The organism is Actinomadura sp. 9N407 (assembly GCF_044326315.1).
In the GTDB taxonomy this organism is placed as follows: Bacteria; Actinomycetota; Actinomycetes; order Streptosporangiales; family Streptosporangiaceae; genus Spirillospora.
The window spans coordinates 22,339-40,235 of sequence record NZ_JBIRAW010000022.1; the positions used below are offsets into that span (position 1 = coordinate 22,339).

The window sequence follows — 17,897 nt, forward strand, 5'->3', positions numbered from 1 at the left end:
CACAAGTATACATACCGGTATAGGTAGGCTGTAGCTATACCGGTATGTATACCTCTGGAGGTCCTGGTGTCCCGGCCAAGTCACGACGTCCTGCTCGGAGCGGGGTTCGTCGTCCTGTGGAGCTCCGGCTTCATCGGTGCCGAACTCGGCGCCGCCAGCGCCCCCGCGTCCTCGCTGCTCGCCTGGCGCTTCATCATCGCCGCCGTCCCGCTGGCCGCCTGGCTGCTGTGGCGGCGCCCCCACATCCCCGCCCGCGATCTCGGCCTGCACATCCTCATCGGCACGCTCGGCCAGGTCGGCTACCTGTACGGCGTGTTCGCCTCCGTCGAGCACGGCGTCGCCCCCGGCACCAGCGCCCTGATCTGCGCGCTGCAACCCATCGTCGCCGTCGCCCTGGCCGTCCCGCTGCTCGGCGAATCCGTCGTCCCCCGGCAGGTCATCGGCCTTCTCATCGGCCTCGGCGGCGTCGCCCTGGTGGTCGGCGGCGATGTCGGGGCGACTTCCGGGGTCCCGCTCTGGGCATACGCGCTTCCGATCGGGGCCATGGTGTCCCTGGTCGCCGCCACCCTCGTCGAGCGCAGGACCCGCCCGTCGATCGGCCTCATCGAAGCGCTGGCAGTCCAGGCGGGCATCAGCGCCGTACTGTTCACCGGCCTCGCGCTGGCGACCCGTACCCTGACGCCTCCCGCCGACCCCACTTTTTGGGCCGCCATCGCCGTCCTGGTGGTGCTGGCGATGTTCGGCGGCTACGGCCTCTACTGGATCAACCTGTACCGCAACGGTGTCGCCCGGGTCTCCGCCCTCCTGTACCTGACCCCACCCGCGACCATGCTGTGGGCCTGGCTGATGTTCGGCGGAGCCATCGCCCCACTCTCCCTGGCGGGCGTAGCGGTCTGCGCAGTGGCCGTCCTGCTGATCCGTACCTCCAAGGCGTCGGGCGAAGCCGTCTCACCCGCCGACTCCCAGGCGCCCCCGGGACAATTGGTCGGCCGGTCAGGCGCGTAGGCGGAGGCCCTTGGGGGTGGGGTGGAAGCCGGCGGACTCGAGGGCGGCGGCCACGGGGGAGTTGGTGATGGCTTCGCCGTCGGCTCGTTCGACCGTGAGGCGGCCCAGGGCACCTTCGCGTACGGCGAGGGCGAGGGCGTCGACGGCGGGTTGCACGACGTCGGGGGAGTCGTCCCAGGTGAGGAGTGTGCGGCCGCCGCGTTCCACGTAGAGGGCGAGGGCGCCGTCGACCAGGACGACCAGCGCGCCGGCCTTGCGGCCCGGCTTGTGGCCGCTGGCGACCTCGTCCTCGCGGCTGGGCCAGGGGAGCGCGGCACCGTACGGGTTGGCGGGATCGGCGGCGGCCAGGACGAGGGCGCGGCGGTCCTGGGAGGTGCGGGCGTCACCGGGCAGGGGGGTCTGCCAGGGGTCGGCCGGAGGAAGCGGCGCGGCCGGGCGCAGGGCGCGGAGGCGGTCGACGGCTCCGGGGAGGGCGAATTGGGCCGCGCCCAGGCCCTCGACGAAGTAGCCGCGCCGGCAGCGCCCGGTCTCCTCGAACGCGCGCAGGACGGGATAGACGGCCGCGAAGCCGCCGGGCGTGTGCTCGGCCGCGACGGCGCCCCGGATGACGATGCCGTAGCGGTCGAGCAGGGCCTCCGCCCGGGCGTGCGAACGCAGGGTCGCGCGGCTCTCTCGCTCCGGGAGCAGCCACCAGCGCCCCGCTACTGTGGGCGGGCCCGTACGGGAGGGCAGGACGGGGCGTCCGCGCCGGGTCTTGCTGGAACGGTGGGTGGGCTTGCCCGAGCCCAACGCGGAACGGAGCGGGGCGAGGGTGTCGTTGGTGAGGTGTCCCGCCCAGACCAGGTCCCATACGGCGGTGACCAGGTCCTGGTCGTTGACCGTGATCGCGGTGTTGACGCGGTCGGAGAGCATGCGGAAGAACAGCGCCCCGCCGTCGGAGAGGGTGTCGAGCACCGCCTGGTGGACGGGGGTGAGGGTGATCTCGGCCGGCTCGGGCATCAGCAGCGGCGCGGTGTCGGCCAGGTAGAGGGAGATCCAGCCGTCGCCGCCGGGCAGCCCGCCCTGGCCCGACCAGACCACCTCGCCCGCGGAGGTGAGCTCGTCGAGCATCGCGGTCGAGTAGCCCTGGATGCGGGACGGCAGGACGAGGGACTCCAGCGCCGAGGCGGGGACGGCCGAGCCCTGGAGCTGCTCGATGGCCTGGACGAGGGCGTCGATGCCGCGCAGCCGGGAGTGGCCCGCGATGCCGTGCCAGACGGGCAGGAACAGGCCCAGGGCCTCGGGCGGCGAGGGCTCCACCTCGGAGCGGAGGCGGGCCAGGGAACGGCGGCGCAGCGACCGGAGGACGCCCGCGTCACACCATTCGCTGGTCAGGGGGCCGGAGACCGCCTCGACGGGGAGGAACTCGCCCTCCACGACGCGTCCGGCGGCGGACAGCCTGCGCAGGGTCTCCACCACTACGGCAGGCCCCAGGCCGAAGCGTGTGGCGGCGGTGCCGGCCTGGAACGGGCCGTGCGTACGGGCGTACCGGGAGATGAGGTCGCCCAGGGGATCGTCGACCGGCTCAAGGAACGCCTCGGGGATGCCTACGGGGAGCGGTGCGCCCAGCGCGTCGCGTAGCCGCCCGGCGTCCTCGATCGCGGCCCAGTGCTCCTGGCCCGCTATGCGGACCCGGATGGCGCGCCGTGTCGCCTCCAGCTCGGACAGCCAGTGCGCCGCTTCGGGGTTTCCTTCGGGGTTTCTTTCGGGGGACGTGTCGTCCGGCTCGGTGTCCGGGTCGAGTGGAAGCGTGGTGGCGTCGATGCTCTCCGGCTCGCTGCTTTCGGTGGCGGCCTTGAGGGCTGTGCGCTGGATCGCCTCGGCGGTGGTGAGGGGGCCCAGACCGCGCAGCAGGTCGGCCACGCCTTCCAGCCCGCGGGCTCGGCGGTCTCCGGTCAGGCGCTGCAGCTCACGGTCGAGCTCGGCGACGACCTCGGGGTCGAGTAGCTCGCGCAGGTCGGCCTGGCCGAGCAGCTCGGACAGGAGGGCCGTGTCGAGGGCGAGGGCCTGGGCGCGGCGTTCGGCGAGGGGCGAGTCGCCCTCGTACATGAAGGCGCCCACGTAGTGGAACAGCAGCGAGCGCGCGTACGGCGAGGGCTCGGGCGTCTCCACCTCGACGAGGCGGACCTTGCGGCCGGACAGATCGCGCATCAGGCCGACCAGCCCCGGAACGTCGAACACGTCCTGCAGGCACTCGCGCATCGTCTCCAGGACGATCGGGAACGAGGGGTACCTGCTCGCGACCGCCAGCAACTGCGCGGCGCGCTGGCGCTGCTGCCACAGGGGCATCCGCTTGCCGGGACTGCGGCGGGGGAGCAGCAGGGAACGGGCCGCGCACTCCCGGAACCGGGCCGCGAACAGCGCCGAGCCGCCCAGCTCGTCGACGACGATGCGTTCGATGTCGTCGGGGTCGAAGACGGCCAGATCGAGGCTGGGCGGGTCGTCCATGTCGGGGATCCGGATGACGATGCCGTCGTCGGCGTGCATCGCCTGGGCGTCAACGCCGTAGCGCTCGCGGAGGCGGCCCGCCATGGCCAGGGCCCAGGGGGCGTGCAGGCGGGCTCCCAAGGGGGAGTGCACGACCATCCGCCAGTCGCCCAGCTCGTCGCGGAACCGTTCGACCACCATGGTGCGGTCGTCCGGGATGTGGCCGGTGGCCTCGCGCTGCTCGGCGAGGTAGGAGATCAAGTTGTCGGCGCCCCATTCGTCCAGGCCCGCCGCGGTGACGCGTGCGCGGGCCTCGTCGGCGGGGAGGCCGGCGAGTTCGCGGGTGAACCCTCCCAGGGCGCGCCCCAGCTCGGCGGGACGGCCGAGGGTGTCGCCATGCCAGAACGGCAGCTTGCCGGGCTGCCCTGGGGCGGGGGACACCAGGACGCGGTCCGGGGTGATGTCCTCGATCCGCCACGAGCTGGCGCCGAGGACGAAGACGTCGCCCACGCGCGACTCGTACACCATCTCCTCGTCCAGCTCGCCCACCCGGGACCTCCCGGGGGATCCGGGGGTCGCCCCCCGGGCTGACGCAGTCTCGCCGACGAGGAAGACACCGAACAGGCCGCGGTCGGGGATCGTGCCACCGCTGGTGACCGCGAGCCGCTGGGCGCCGGGACGGTCGCGCAGCACTCCGGTGACGCGGTCCCATACGAGGCGGGGACGCAGCTCGCCGAACTCGTCGCTCGGGTAGCGCCCCGCGAGCATGTCGAGGGTCGCCTCCAGGGCGGAGCGCGGCAGCGTGGCGAACGAGGCGGCCCGCTTGACCAGGCCCTCCAGCTCGTCGACCGTCCACTCGTCCATCGCCACCATCGCGACGATCTGCTGGGCCAGCACGTCGAGCGGGTTGCGCGGGTAGTGCATCTCCTCGATCTGGCCGGTGCGCATGCGTTCGGCCACCACGGTCGTCTGCACGAGGTCGCCCCGGTACTTGGGGAAGATGACGCCCTTGGAGACCGCCCCCACCTGGTGGCCCGCCCGGCCCACACGTTGCAGGCCGTTGGCCACGGAAGGGGGCGACTCCACCTGGACGACGAGGTCGACCGCACCCATGTCGATGCCCAGCTCAAGGCTGGAGGTCGCGACGACGGCCGGCAGGCGGCCCTGCTTGAGGGCGTCCTCGATCCCGGCCCGCTCCTCCTTGGAGACCGAGCCGTGGTGGGCGCGCGCGATCTCCTGGGGCGCCCCCTTGGTCGCGCCCGCCTGCGCCATCATCTCGGCCGGTGCGTGGTCTTCCGTCAGGGGGCCGACGCTCCGCTCGTACGCCAGCTCGTTGAGACGTCCGCACAGCCGCTCGGCCAGGCGCCGTGAGTTCGCGAACACCAAAGTGGAACGGTGCGCCTCGATGAGGTCGAGCAGGCGGTCTTCCACATGGGGCCAGATACTGCGCTGCCTGGGGTCGGCCGTCCCCGAGCCGTCCACGAACTGGCCCACGGTCCCCATGTCCTCGACCGGTACGACGATGTCGATGTCGAACACCTTGTCCGAAGGGGGCTGCACGGTCGTGGCCGTACGGGCGCCCCCGAGGAACGCCGCGATCTCGTCGATGGGGCGGACCGTCGCGGAAAGGCCGACACGCTGGGCGGGACGTTCGAGCAGGGCGTCCAGGCGCTCCAGGGACAGCGCCAGATGCGCGCCGCGCTTGGTGCCGGCGACGGCGTGCACCTCGTCCACGATCACCGTCTCCACCCCGCGCAGCGACTCGCGGGCCTGCGAGGTGAGGATCAGGAACAGCGACTCCGGCGTGGTGATCAGGATGTCCGGCGGCCTGGCCGCCAGCCGGCGGCGCTCGTCGGCCGGGGTGTCGCCGGACCGGATCCCGACGCGCAGGTCCGGCTCGGGCAGCCCGAGCCGGCGCGCGGCCTGGCGGATCCCGGTGAGGGGCGCCCGCAGGTTGCGCTCGACGTCGACGGCCAGGGCCTTGAGCGGTGAGACGTACAGCACCCGGCAGCGCCGCTTGGGGTCGGGCGCGTCCCCCGGCCCGCCGGGGCCCTCCTGCGGTGCCGCCAGGCGGTCGAGGGACCAGAGGAAGGCGGCCAGCGTCTTGCCGGATCCGGTCGGGGCGACGACCAGGGTGTTGTCGCCTCCGGAGATGGAGTCCCAGGCCCCGGCCTGCGCCGGCGTGGGCGCGGCGAAGGCGCCCTCGAACCAGGCGCGAGTGGCGGGGGAGAAGCGTTCGAGCACGTCAACGCTCATGTCCCCATCCTGCACCGTGCCTGTGACAGTCTGCGCCGCGGCTCCGGCGGAGCGGCGGCGAAGGTGGCCGGGATCATATTGTAAGCGAATGCTTGCTTGGGTCATCCTGTAAGGCGGTCGTTCGCCTCGCGGTCGTTCGGCCCGAAGGAGGCTGAGTCCTGATGCCGTACGCCCTGCTCGCCGTCGGCGCCCTGGCCCTGGTGCTCGCGCTGAACGCGCATTTCCCCCGCCGACACCCGTGGCTGCTCGTCCCGAGCTTCTTCTCCGGGTGGCTCACCATCGAGATGGCACCGCACCTCCTTGTGGCGGAGATCGCCGGCATGGCCGCTCTCTCCGCGTACGGAGGGCTGACGGGGTGGGCGGGCTGGCTCGGGCTCATCCTGGGGGCGGCCGGGGTCGCGGGCACGATCGCCACGATCATCGCCGCGCGCCGTACCGTCGTGACCCTCAGGGACAGCGGTGCTCCCCTGGACCTGGACCCCGAACGGGCGCCCCGCTACCCGCTGGCCCATCTCATCGTCCCGCCGCTGTGCCTGATCCCGCGGCGGGGCGTCAAGGTCCGGCGCAACATCGTCTTCCATGAGCGGGAACGCCTGCGGCTGAAGCTCGACGTCTACCAGCCCGCCGACGTCTACCGCTCCTCAGGCGTCTCCCGGTCCACCGGCGTCTCCCGATCCTCGAAGGAGGACGGCGGGCTGCGTCCGGGACTCATGGAGATCCACGGAGGCGCCTGGGTCATCGGCGACAAGCGCGAGCAGGGGCTGCCCCTGCTCAACCACATGGCCGTCCAAGGGTGGGTGGGCTTCAACGTCAACTACCGGCTCAGCCCGAAGGCCACGTGGCCCGAGCACCTGATCGACCTGAAGCACTTCTTCACGTGGTACCGGGAGCACGCGGCCGAATATGGGGCCGACCCCGACTTCCTCTGCGTCACGGGCGGTTCCGCCGGCGGGCACCTCGCCGCGATGGTCGCCCTCACCGCCAACGAACCGGAGTTCCAGCCCGGATTCGAGGACGTCGACACCAGCGTCCGGGGCGCGGTCCCCTTCTACGGCGTGTACGACCTCGTCGAGCCCGGCCCTTGGCCCGTCCCCATGGGAGCCACCACCATCATGCAACGCATGGTGGTCAAGAAGTCCTTCGAGAAGGAACCGGAGGCCTTCGCCAAGGCGTCACCGGTGAGCTACCTCCGGAAGGACGCGCCCCCGTTCTTCGTCATCCACGGCAGCCACGACTCCCTCATCCCGGTGGGCGAGGCACGGCGCTTCGTGAAACGGCTGCGCGAGGCGTCGGACGCACCCGTCGTCTACGCCGAGATGAAGGGCGGCCAGCACGGCTTCGACGTCTTCCCCTCGTACCGTACGGCCCGGGTCATCGAAGGCGTGGAGCGCTACCTGACCGGCCTGCACCGGCAGTACCGCCAGAGCGCCGCGCCGCCCTCCGTACCGGACGAGGTCACCGACTCGCTCGGATAGCGTGAGCGGGTGCGGCTCACATTGTTCTGGGAACGGATGCGACAGCAGTTCGGCGACGCCTACGCGTCCAGCGTGGCCAAGGACCACGTCCTGGCCGAACTGGACGGCCGTACGATCGAGCAGGCCCTCGCGGAGGGCGTGCCCCCCAAGAAGGTCTGGCAGGCGGTGGTGGCCACCTTCGACGTCCCCTCCCGCCTGCGCTGAAGGCCGTACGGAAGGGGGCGGGGGCCACCACCGCCTCCGGGATCAGTAGACCGCGACGGCGGTGACGAAACCGATCATCAGGTTGGCGACCGCCAGCAGGACCGCGGCGGGCTCCAGCCGGTCCTCGGCGTCGTCGGCCAGCTGCTTGATGCTGATCCCGACCAGCTTGTCGAAGATCAGTGTGGCGGCGGTCATCGCGACGATGCCGACCGCGCCGAACACCAGGGTCCGGGTCAGGCCCTCCAGCAGGTCACCGTGCGAGGCGAAGATCGAGACCGCGACGATCAGGCCGACGCCGACCGTCGAGGCCGACGCCAGCAGCGTGGCGTTCGGGTTGCGGTGCTCGCGGATGACCGTGATCAGCCGGCCCGGGGTGGCCAGGTCGGTCATGTAGAAGCCGACCACGAACAGCAGCAGGCCGACCGCGGCATAGGCGAGCAGTGCCCCCGTTCCGTCCAGCAGGATCTGGCCGAGGTTCTCGTCGTTCGCCAGCGTTGTCATGGGTCTCCTTAGCGGGACGCGCGCCCACTCGGTCAGGGGTTGGGAGGGACGCCTTTACAGCGGGATGCCTTACAGGGGAATGCGGTGGGGGACGAAGGAGGAGGTGTCGTCGGTGATGAGCCCGGCGGTCTCGCGGATGCCCAGCCCCGCGGCCTCGTCGTGCACCATCCACGCGCCGAGCACCGGATGCTCCCCGTCGAAGTCGGGTAGTGCGCAGAACTCCTGGAAGACGAAGCCTTCCTTGCCGTAGGTCCCCTCCGTACGCTGCTCCTTGCCGTCCGGGGTGACGATGCGCATGCTCGCGCCCTCCCGGCCCAGCAGCGGCTTCTGCACGTAGGACGTGAGGCTCGCCGGCGTGTTCAGGTACGTGGGAAGCAGGTTGGGGTGCCCGGGGAACAGCTCCCAGAGCAGCACCAGCAGCGCCTTGTTGGAGAGCACCATCTTCCAGATCGGCTCGATCCACCTGGTCGGCGTCCCCGGGATGTTCCGGCCGAACGGCTCGTTGACGATCCATTCCCACGGGTAGAGCTTGCAGAGGGTGCGGATCTCGAATTCCTTGAGGTCCACGAAGCGGTTGCGCCGCGGATCCCAGCCGATCTCCTCCATGGCGATCCCCACACCCGGGATCCCCGCCTCCTCGGCGGTCTCCTGCATGTAGGCGATCGTCATGACCTCTTCGGCGGTCTCGTCGCCGCTGGTCCACCCGAAGTGGGCCGGGCCGTCACCCAGTCCTGAGGCGATCTCCTTCCATCGCCCCACCAGGCGCTCGTGGATGGAGTTCCACTGGTCGTCCTCGGGAAAGACGTCCTGCAACCAGAACCACTGGACGATGGAGCTCTCGACCAGGGACGTGGGGGTGTCGGCGTTGTACTCCAGCAGCTTGGCCGGACCCTCGCCGTCGTAGCGGAGGTCGAACCGCCCGTACAGGTGCGGATCCTGGCGCCGCCACGACTCCTCGATGAGGGGCGCCACCCAGTCGGGAATGCCCAGGACGTTGTAGCGGCCGGTGGTCACCACATGCTCGACCACCTGCAGGCACATCCGGTGCAGTTCCTCGACCACCTCTTCCAGGGCCAGGACCTCGTCCATGTCGAAGACGTAGTGCACCGACTCGTCCCAGTAGGGGCGGGGCAAGTGCTCGGGATGTGCCGTCCGGTGGTAGGCCAGCCCGTGCGACTCGACCTTCTCGGCCCAGTCCGCGCGCGGTTCCGAACGCGCTCGCCGCACGGCCTAGCTCCCGCTCTTGCCGCCGCCGCCGAAGCCGCCGCGGCTCAGGGTGTTCCCCTTGCTGGACTTGATCTTGCCCTTGCTGGGGCCGACCCGGCTGCCGCCGTACACGTACCCGTCGCTGTCGCGGTCGCCGCCGTAGTACCAGAAGTAACGGCCGTAGGAGATCGTTCCGCGGTCGATGTCGCGCCGGTCGCAAAAGCTGTCGGAAACGACCCGGTAGCCGCCGGCGCTCTTGCCGGCATTGAGTCCTTCACGGTCCACGCACCATGCCGTGGTGGTCTTCGAACCGCAGGCCGCCACGGTCAGCGACAGGGCGCTGACCATTCCGATCTTGACGGCCCGGGAGCTGAGCCGGCGTGTCTGTTCCTGTGGGGGCAAGGCGAACACGTCCTTCGAGAAAACGAGGCGACCGGCGACCTGGCCCCCACGGACGCGTCCAGCGTCATCCGGCGGGAAGGGAACTCTCGGTCGCGAAGCCATAGCTTAGGGGTGGGCGCTGATCGGACGGAAGAGACAAGTGTCCCGTTCCCATCGGCACGAAAGTCTGGCCCGCGAGCGTTAGTCCGGAACCGGAAGGTGCGCGTAGAGATCCATCGGATCGACGGTGGACGGCAGGTCGCTCACCTGGCCGTCGCCCACCTCCACCACCCGCCAGACGCCGTCCTCCCGGCACGCCAGGTCCGTCGTGATGAAACGGCACCCCAGCGTCCGTACCGCAGGCGCCACCGAGTCCAGTTGCGGATCGGGCTCCAGGTCCGGGCTGTCGGGATGGGGCCCCACCAGGGCGGGCTCCCCGTCCACCCACCACACGCGCGCCTCACCATCGCCGCCGTACGGCTCGAACTCCCGGACGACCAGGCCGCCCGCCAGGAACTCGTCCTGCAGCGCGAGCATCTTGGCCACGACGCCGCGCAGCGAGGAGAGATTCTTCAGATCCGGAACGAAGCACGCCTCGTCCCATTCGTGCTTGCGCGATTTCACGTAGTCCTTGATGATGCCCGGCCCCCCGTGCAGGGGACGTACCAGCTCGCCCAGATCACCCGGGTCCTCGCCCGGGGAGAGCGGGCGCCACACGCTTGGCGGGGTCAGCCCCGCGAACGTGTCGTGCCAGCCCGGCAGCTCATGTGCGCGCCGGTAGTCCTCGGGATGCGTGAGCAGCAGCGTGCCACGCGACTTCAGCAGCCCGGCCATCACGGCGTACTCGGCGCTGGTCAGCATCCAGCCGCGGTACCAGACGGGCCCCAGATCCCTGGGCACGGCCCGTACCGCCGCCTCGGCGTCGCCGCGCTGCAGCGCGTCATGGTCGACCAGGGCGATCTCGCCGTAGTGATCCCGTACGGCGGCCGCCTCGCGGGCGAAGTGGGGGTCAACGCGCCGGGGGCGGAGCGGGTCGACGCAGAAGAGGACGGTCAGCGTCATGATGGAACCCTCCGTGGACGGCGCCAGCGTACGGGTTCTTGAGTGTCGCCCGCAGGGCGATTCCCGGGCAAATCCTCGGCCGGGACCATGATCGAACGGATGTTCGGTAAAGTCGGAGTGCCGGGAACTGTCGGTGGCACCCCGTAACGTCGCCTCCGACATCGAAGGACAGACGGGAAAAGGGGCACCACCTCATGGCAGCGAACGACCGGGAGAAGGCTCTCGAGACCGCACTGGCCCAGATCGAGCGGCAGTTCGGCAAGGGCTCGATCATGCGGATGGGCGAGGAGGCGCGGGCGCCGGTCGAGGTGATCCCCACCGGCGCGATCTCGCTCGACATCGCGCTCGGCACCGGCGGCCTGCCGCGCGGCAGGGTCGTCGAGGTCTACGGACCGGAGGGATCGGGCAAGACCTCCATCGCGCTGCACGCCGTGGCGAGCGTGCAGAAGCAGGGCGGCATCGCGGCGTTCGTCGACGCCGAGCACGCCCTCGACCCCGAGTACGCCCGCGCGCTCGGCGTCGACATCGACGCGATGCTGATGTCCCAGCCCGACACCGGCGAGCAGGCGCTCGAGATCACCGACATGCTGATCCGCTCCGGCGCGGTCGACATCGTCGTCATCGACTCCGTGGCGGCCCTGGTGCCCCGCGCCGAGATCGAGGGCGAGATGGGCGACAGCCACGTGGGCCTCCAGGCCCGGCTGATGTCGCAGGCGCTGCGCAAGCTCACCGGCGCGATCAACCAGACCCGCACCACCGTGCTGTTCATCAACCAGCTCCGCGAGAAGGTCGGCGTGATGTTCGGCTCGCCCGAGACCACCACCGGTGGCCGCGCGCTGAAGTTCTACGCCTCCGTCCGGCTCGACGTGCGCCGCATCGAGACCCTCAAGGACGGCACCGAGGCGGTCGGCAACCGCGTCCGGGTCAAGGTCGTCAAGAACAAGATGGCCCCGCCCTTCCGCGTCGCCGACTTCGACCTCCTCTACGGCCACGGCATCTCCCGCGAGGGCGGCCTGATCGACCTGGGCGTCGAGCACGGCTTCGTCCGCAAGTCCGGTGCCTGGTACACCTGCGACGGCGACCAGCTCGGCCAGGGCAAGGAGAACGCCCGCAACTTCCTCAAGGCCAACCCCGACATGGCGGACGGCATCGAGAAGAGGATCAAGGAGAAGCTGGGCATCGGCCCCAAGGTCGACAAGCCGGCCGACCCGGCCCCGGCCGCCGCCCCGCCCGCCGCGTCCACCGGCACCCGCAAGGGCAGGGCCGCCAAGTCGGCGGTCTCCGCCAAGCCGGCCGAGACCGCCAAGCCGGCGGAGGCGGCAGAGCCCGTCAAGCCCGCTGAGGCCGCCGAGCCTGCCAAGCCCGTTGAGGCGGCGCCCGCCGAGGCGGTCAAGCCGGTCGAGATCCCCAAGCCGGGCGACGCGTAAAGGTGCTTCCTGACAGGGATTCTCCCGACCAGGGTGACGCTTGACGAAGGTTGAGGAATGATCTCGTATGCAGGGCGGCGGCGCCCGACCCGGCACCGGATGACCGGTGCGCGGATCTTCCCCTGTGGCGCCGCCGCTCCCCGGAGACCGGACCGATGACCCGGCGCGACGACCCGGCCCCCCGTACGGCCAACCCCTGGTTCACCGAAGACGACCCGGAACCCCCCGTACGAGACAACCCGTGGTCCGCTCTCGACGAGCCTCCACCCCCCAACCCGTTCGCCACCGAATGGTCCCGCAGCGCCTGGACGACGCCGGAGGACCAGCCGGCCGAACGTCCCGACATCGGCACGCGCCCAAAGGCACCCGACGCGACCGCCGCCAAGGAGACCTCAAGCTCCTCCACCGGGGTGGCGACGCAGTCCACCCCGGGCGGAGGAAGCCAACCCCCGCCCCAAGCATCCGGGCACGCTGAAACGCCCGCCGCCCAGGCGGCCGAGGAGCGTCCGGCCAACGCCGAGTCGCCTTCCGGCAAGCGTACGAAGGCACCAGCGGGCCGTGCCGCAAAGAGGCGGCAGGCGCGCCAGGACCTCGGCGACGAGCCGTTCCCGAGCCCAGGGCGAGAGCAGCCAGGCCCCGAAGCAGGGCCCAGCCTGAGTCCTGAGGCAGCGGGCCCTGAGCCCAGCCCGGATTCAGAGCCGGCGGGAGAGCGGCCGCTGAGTCCGGGGCCGAGACCGGAGGAGATCCCGAGTCCGGAACCGGATGCGGAGCCGAGTCTGGAGCCGGGCCACGAGGTGGAGTCGGGCCACGAGCAGGGTCCGGAGCCGGAGCACGTGCTGAAGGCGGAGCCGAACTCGGAGCCCGAGTGGGAATCGGACTCGGAGCTCACGCGGATGCTGACCCCGGAGCCGGAGCCGGAGCCGAGCCCGCAGGTGGAGCCGAGCCCGGAGGTGGAGCCGAGCCCGGAGGCGGAGCCGAGGCTGGAATGGAGCCCGCCGGTGGGGCAGGGCGCCGAGTCGGGGTCAAGCCAGGAGCGGGACCCCGAGCCGGAGGCGGGTTCGAGTCCGGAGTCGGAATCGGGATCAGGGCCGGGTTCGGGACGGGAGTGGGGCGGGGGTCGGGGCTCCCGGAGTGGAGGGAAGGGACGGCGCAAGCGGGCGGAGGCCGAGGAGCGTGATCCGGAGCGGCGGGCGCGGGACATCTGCCTGCGGTCGCTCGCGATGGCGGCCCGGACCCGGTCGCAGCTGGCCGATCTACTGCGGCGGAAGGAGATCCCCGACGATGTCGCCGAGCGGGTGCTGGGCAGATTCACCGATGTCGGGCTGATCGACGATGAGGCATTCGCGCAAGCGTGGGTGGAGTCGCGGCATAACGGGCGCGGGCTGGCCAAGCGGGCACTGGCGGTAGAGCTACGGCGGCGTGGAGTCGCTGAGGAGACGGTGAACGACGCAGTGGAGAGCCTTGATCCCGACCAGGAGGAGCAGACCGCGCGGCGGTTGATCGCGCGGAAGGCGGCGGCGACGCGCGGCCTCGATCCCAACAAGCGGACGCGGCGGCTGGTCGGGGTGCTGGCCCGCAAGGGGTACTCGCCGGGCCTGGCGTACCGGGTCGTCAAGGAGGTGCTCGCGGAGGAGGGCGAGGAAGTCGAGGAGATGCCCGAGCTGGACTGATCACTGCGACACGCCGGGGAATGACGGACGATCCTGACGCCGGGGGTGCCGGGTTCTGACTGCGATCACACAGGTCGGGTGTGTCGCGGGAGCGGTAAGGGGTTTCTCACGCAGGCGTTCGGTTAGCCCGGAATGCCCGGCGTTTGCTTGCTCATTACCTCCCCGCCGCTTACCGTTACGGCAGTGAGGAGTTACTCCGCGCACTGCGGATTGCGATACGACCGAGCACGTTCACGCAGCTGAGAGGCACAGAGGACAGACGTTTGGCCGACCTCGGTGGAGGGGCCGTGGTCACCGGGCGCGGTAGCACGCCGCCCGGGCGCCGCCCCGTACCCGCCGGGTGTGCCGCGGCGTGCGCCGATCCGCCGGGACGCGGGTAATCCTCGCAGAGCAGGGCCTCGACCTCCGACGGGGCCCGCGGGCGAGGAAGGGTCTGCCCCATGGCCGAGAGCGTCCTGTTGGGTGCCGCGCTACTGGTGACCCTGGTCGCTCTCGTCATCATGCTCCTGCGGCGGCCCGCCGGGTCCGGCAAGGACGAGCGTGGCCAGGCCGAGCGGGACGCCGCCGAGATCACGGCCGGCGCCGAGGCCGCCGCCCAGGAGATCCTCGCCAAGGCCGAGACGCGGGCCCGGCAGCTCGGTAGTGCCGCGCGGAGCGAGCTCGACGAGGAGGCCCGCGCCGTACGGGAGGATCTGCGCACCCTGCGCGAGGACCTGGAGCGCAGGGAGACCCGGCTGGCCGAGCGCGAGCAGCGCCTGGACGCCGAGGTGCGGCGGCTCGAGGAGTGGTCCGGGCGGCTCGCCGAGTCCAAGCGCTCACTGGAGGAGCGCCGTCAGGAGCTCGGGAACCTGGCGGACGAACGCCGCCAGGTCCTGGAACGTACCGCCGGGCTGACCGCCGAGGAGGCCAAGTCCGAGCTGGTCGCGGCCCTGGAGAACCAGGCCAAGCGGGAGGCCGTCCCGATCACCCGGGAGATCGAGAACGCGGCGCGGCAGGAGGGCGACAAGCGCGCCCGCAAGATCGTGACGCTGGCCATCCAGCGGGTGGCGAGCGAGCAGACCGCCGAATCGGTGGTGTCGGTGCTGCATCTGCCCGGCGACGAGATGAAGGGCCGCATCATCGGCCGCGAGGGCCGCAACATCAGGGCGTTCGAGTCCACCACCGGGGTCAACCTGATCATCGATGACACGCCGGAGGCGGTGCTGCTCAGCTGCTTCGACCCGGTGCGCCGCGAGGTCGGGCGGCTGACGCTGGAGAAGCTGGTGCTGGACGGCCGGATCCATCCGCAGCGGATCGAGGAGGTCTACGAGCGCAGCCGCGGCGACGTCGAGCAGCTGTGCGTGCGGGCCGGCGAGGACGCCCTGGTCGAGCTGGGGATCGCCGAGATGCACCCGGAGCTGGTCACGCTGCTGGGCAGGCTGCGCTACCGCACCTCGTACGGGCAGAACGTGCTCAAGCATCTGATCGAGTCGGCCCATCTCGCCGGGATCATGGCGAGCGAGCTGCGGCTGCCGGTGGAGCTGGCCAAGCGGTGCACCCTGCTGCACGACATCGGCAAGGCGCTGACCCACGAGGTCGAGGGCAGCCACGCGCTGATCGGCGCCGAGATCGCCCGGCGGTACGGCGAGCACGAGGACGTGGTGCACGCGATCGAGGCGCACCACAACGAGGTCGAGGTCCGTACGGTCGAGGCGGTGCTCACCCAGGCCGCCGACGCGATCAGCGGGAGCCGTCCCGGCGCGCGCCGCGAGTCGCTGGAGGCGTACGTCAAGCGGCTGGAGCGGCTGGAGGAGATCGCCCGCGAGCAGCACGAGGGCGTGGAGAAGGTCTTCGCGATGCAGGCCGGCCGGGAGATCCGGGTGATGGTCAAGCCCGACTCGGTCGACGACATCCAGGCACAGGTGATCGCCCGGGACATCGCCAAGCAGGTCGAGGGCGAGCTGACCTACCCGGGCCAGATCCGGGTCACGGTCGTCCGGGAGTCCCGCGCCATCGAGTTCGCCCGCTGACCGACCGCCCGCTGACGCTTCGCCCGCTGACCGACCGCCCGCTGACGCTTCGCCCGCTGACCGACCGCCCGCTGACCCTCCGCCCGCGCCCGCTGACCGACCGCCCGCTGACCGTCCGGCCGCTGATCACCCTGCCCGCCGATCACCCGGCCGCGGGTGCCGCAGTGGGCGCGTGTTCCGCGAGCGCCACTGCGGCTTCACCCTGCGGTCAGCCGACGGCCAGGTCGATGGGATCTACTCCTCGGGGCTGGAAGCCGAGGGTCTGGCCGTAGAAGGCGAGCTCGGCCTCCAGGGACGCGATGACGGTCTCGGCGCGGCGGAAGCCGTGGGATTCGCCGTCGAACGTCAGGTACGCGTAGGGGGTCTTCTTGGCGGCCAGGGCCAGCGCGAAGCGCTCGGACTGGTCCGGCGGTACGACCGGGTCGTCCAGCCCCTGCAGGAGCAGGACGGGGCAGGCGGTCTCGTCGGCGCGGTTGAGGGGCGAGCGCTCCTCGTACGCGCGCTCGAATCCGGGCAGCGGGCCGATCAGGCCGAACAGATAGCGGGACTCGAAGTCGTGCGTACCCTCGGCGAAGCTCTGCAGGTCGCTGATGCCGAAGTAGCTCGTGGCGGCCTTGAACAGGTCGGTCTGGGTGACGGCGGCCAGGGTCGTCCAGCCTCCGGCGCTGCCGCCCCGGATGGCCAGGCGCTGGGGGTCGGCGATGCCGCCGTCCACGAGGGCCTGGGCGGCGGCCATGGCGTCCTCGACGTCGACGACGCCCCACTGGCGGCGCAGGCGCTCGCGGTACGCGCGGCCGTAGCCGGTGGAGCCGCCGTAGTTGACGTCGATGACGCCGACCCCGCGGCTGGTGAAGTAGGCGCGTTCGAGGCTGAGCGACCGGGAGACGCGCGACGTGGGGCCGCCGTGCACGAAGACGACGTACGGGGGCAGCTCGCCTTCGGCCCCGGTGTACTCCGGGTTGGACGGCGGGTACACGTAGGCGTGCACGGGCCGTCCGAACGGCCCTTCCAGCTGCTCGGTGCGCGGCTTGGGCAGGTAGGCGATGTCGGGCAGCTCGGCCAGCTCGCGCCGCAGGCCCTCGACCCGGCCCGTGGTGGTGTCGATGCGCACGACCGAGGCCGGAACGGTGGTGCCCCCCGCGATGCCCACGATGGTGGAGCCGTGCGCGGACAGCGACAGCTGCCAGTCGTCGTACGGGACCTCGAGGTCGATCAGCTCCAGGGTCTCGGGGTCGACGATGCCGAGGACCTGGTCGCCCTCACCGTGCAGGACGGCCAGGCGGCCGTCTTCGAGCAGGGCGTACGGCATGCCGCCGAGCTGCCACAGGGCACCGGCGAACTCCTCTTCCGCGGGGTAGAGGGCCTGGGGCGACTCACCGTGCAGGCCGACCTGGTAGATGTTCCACCAGCCGGGCCAGTCGGAGATGACGTACAGGGAGCTGTCGTCGCGCCACAGGGGGGCGAGGGCCGACTCGGTGAGGCCGCCCTTGACCGTACGGGGCGCGACCACCTGGCCGTCCTCGAACGCCGCCACGCGGATCTCGGTGCCGTCCCAGGGCATCCGGGGGTGGTTCCACTGCACCCAGGCGAGGTGACCGCCGCTGGGGGAGGGGACGGGGCCCGCGTAGAAGTCGGCGCCGGTGACCAGCTCGCGGATGGCCGAGGCGTCCGCGGCGGCACTGCCGTCCAGCGGAACGGCGACGATGGCGCGCCGGATCCCTTCGGGGGTGTGGCCCTCGCATACGCACCAGATCTCGCCGCCATCGGGGGAGAGCACGTAGTCGGCGTAGCGCAGGCCCCCGGGGATGGCGGGCTCGGGCGTCAGGGGCCGGGGCTTGGGATCGCCGGGGTCGAGCCGGTGCAGCCGCTGGTCCTCGTAGTTGGAGAACACGATCGCGTGTCCGTCGCCGGTACGGACGGTCAGGTAGGACCGGCCTCCGTACTCGTGCACGCGGGTACGGGCGTCCCACGGCGCCGGCAGGAGCTCGGTACGGTGACCGCCCTGGAGATGGATGACCGTGGTCCGGCCGCCTTCTTCCGGCCGTGTCTCCTGCCACCACACGTCGCTGTTGTGCACGGTGGGGAAACTGAGGCGCAGCCGGGCGCGGGCGACGTCGGCGGCGGATATCGGAGAGGGCCAGGAGCCGTAGGGAAGGGTCGCGCGAGCGGTCATATGGGAATCGTCCCGCATACAGGGATCGGTTGGGGCCATGACGGGGCAGTTGACCTCGGAAA

The 17,897-nt window shown here is 71.3% G+C and carries 12 protein-coding genes; 6 read left to right on the top strand and 6 right to left on the bottom strand.

The annotated features are described in order from the left end of the window. The first annotated feature begins 66 nt into the window (after positions 1–66). On the top strand, positions 67–1,005 hold the full coding sequence (locus ACH34Q_RS29685; RefSeq protein ID WP_395986388.1) for a DMT family transporter: 939 nt from the start codon (positions 67–69) through the stop codon (positions 1,003–1,005). On the opposite strand, the gene ACH34Q_RS29690 is transcribed toward ACH34Q_RS29685, so the two are convergent. Next, complete coding sequence (locus ACH34Q_RS29690; RefSeq protein WP_395986389.1) at positions 994–5,727, bottom strand: DEAD/DEAH box helicase; 4,734 nt, start codon at positions 5,725–5,727, stop codon at positions 994–996. The genes ACH34Q_RS29685 and ACH34Q_RS29690 overlap by 12 nt on opposite strands. 161 nt (positions 5,728–5,888) lie before the next feature. Between ACH34Q_RS29690 and ACH34Q_RS29695 the strand changes: the two genes are divergently transcribed. Next, positions 5,889–7,202 carry an alpha/beta hydrolase fold domain-containing protein gene (locus ACH34Q_RS29695; RefSeq protein ID WP_395986390.1) on the top strand — a complete coding sequence of 438 codons (1,314 nt, stop codon included), beginning with the start codon at positions 5,889–5,891 and terminating at the stop codon, positions 7,200–7,202. A 9-nt stretch (positions 7,203–7,211) separates the two neighbouring features. Further along, complete coding sequence (locus ACH34Q_RS29700) at positions 7,212–7,406, top strand: DUF3046 domain-containing protein (RefSeq protein WP_395986391.1); 195 nt, start codon at positions 7,212–7,214, stop codon at positions 7,404–7,406. Between the two features lie 42 nt (positions 7,407–7,448). On the opposite strand, the gene ACH34Q_RS29705 is transcribed toward ACH34Q_RS29700, so the two are convergent. From ACH34Q_RS29705 to ACH34Q_RS29720, 4 genes are all read right to left on the bottom strand, one after another. After that, the gene (locus ACH34Q_RS29705) at positions 7,449–7,907 is read right to left on the bottom strand and encodes a DUF350 domain-containing protein (RefSeq protein WP_395986392.1); all 459 of its coding nucleotides are present in this window, start codon (positions 7,905–7,907) and stop codon (positions 7,449–7,451) included. A gap of 69 nt (positions 7,908–7,976) precedes the next feature. Continuing rightward, the gene (locus ACH34Q_RS29710) at positions 7,977–9,134 is read right to left on the bottom strand and encodes a glutathionylspermidine synthase family protein (protein ID WP_395986394.1); all 1,158 of its coding nucleotides are present in this window, start codon (positions 9,132–9,134) and stop codon (positions 7,977–7,979) included. A 3-nt stretch (positions 9,135–9,137) separates the two neighbouring features. Then, positions 9,138–9,515 (bottom strand): hypothetical protein, encoded by a 378-nt coding sequence (locus tag ACH34Q_RS29715; protein ID WP_395986395.1) that lies wholly within the window; start codon positions 9,513–9,515, stop codon positions 9,138–9,140. 180 nt (positions 9,516–9,695) lie between these two features. Next, a complete protein-coding gene (locus tag ACH34Q_RS29720; RefSeq protein WP_395986396.1) occupies positions 9,696–10,556 on the bottom strand; it encodes an ATP-grasp domain-containing protein in 861 nt (286 codons plus the stop codon). Positions 10,557–10,750: 194 nt separating this feature from the next. Here ACH34Q_RS29720 and recA point away from each other — a divergent pair, with 194 nt between their 5' ends. The 3 genes from recA (at position 10,751) to rny (ending at position 15,662) form a co-directional block, all read left to right on the top strand. After that, positions 10,751–11,983, top strand: a complete 1,233-nt coding sequence (gene recA, locus ACH34Q_RS29725) for a recombinase RecA (RefSeq protein ID WP_395986397.1) — start codon at positions 10,751–10,753, stop codon at positions 11,981–11,983. Between the two features lie 155 nt (positions 11,984–12,138). Next, a complete protein-coding gene (locus tag ACH34Q_RS29730) occupies positions 12,139–13,653 on the top strand; it encodes a RecX family transcriptional regulator (RefSeq protein WP_395986398.1) in 1,515 nt (504 codons plus the stop codon). Positions 13,654–14,093: 440 nt separating this feature from the next. Further along, entirely contained in the window at positions 14,094–15,662 is a 1,569-nt protein-coding gene (gene rny / locus ACH34Q_RS29735) for a ribonuclease Y (protein ID WP_395986399.1), read from the top strand. A gap of 208 nt (positions 15,663–15,870) precedes the next feature. On the opposite strand, the gene ACH34Q_RS29740 is transcribed toward rny, so the two are convergent. Beyond that, positions 15,871–17,835 (bottom strand): S9 family peptidase, encoded by a 1,965-nt coding sequence (locus tag ACH34Q_RS29740; protein WP_395986400.1) that lies wholly within the window; start codon positions 17,833–17,835, stop codon positions 15,871–15,873. Between the last annotated feature and the right edge of the window lie 62 nt (positions 17,836–17,897).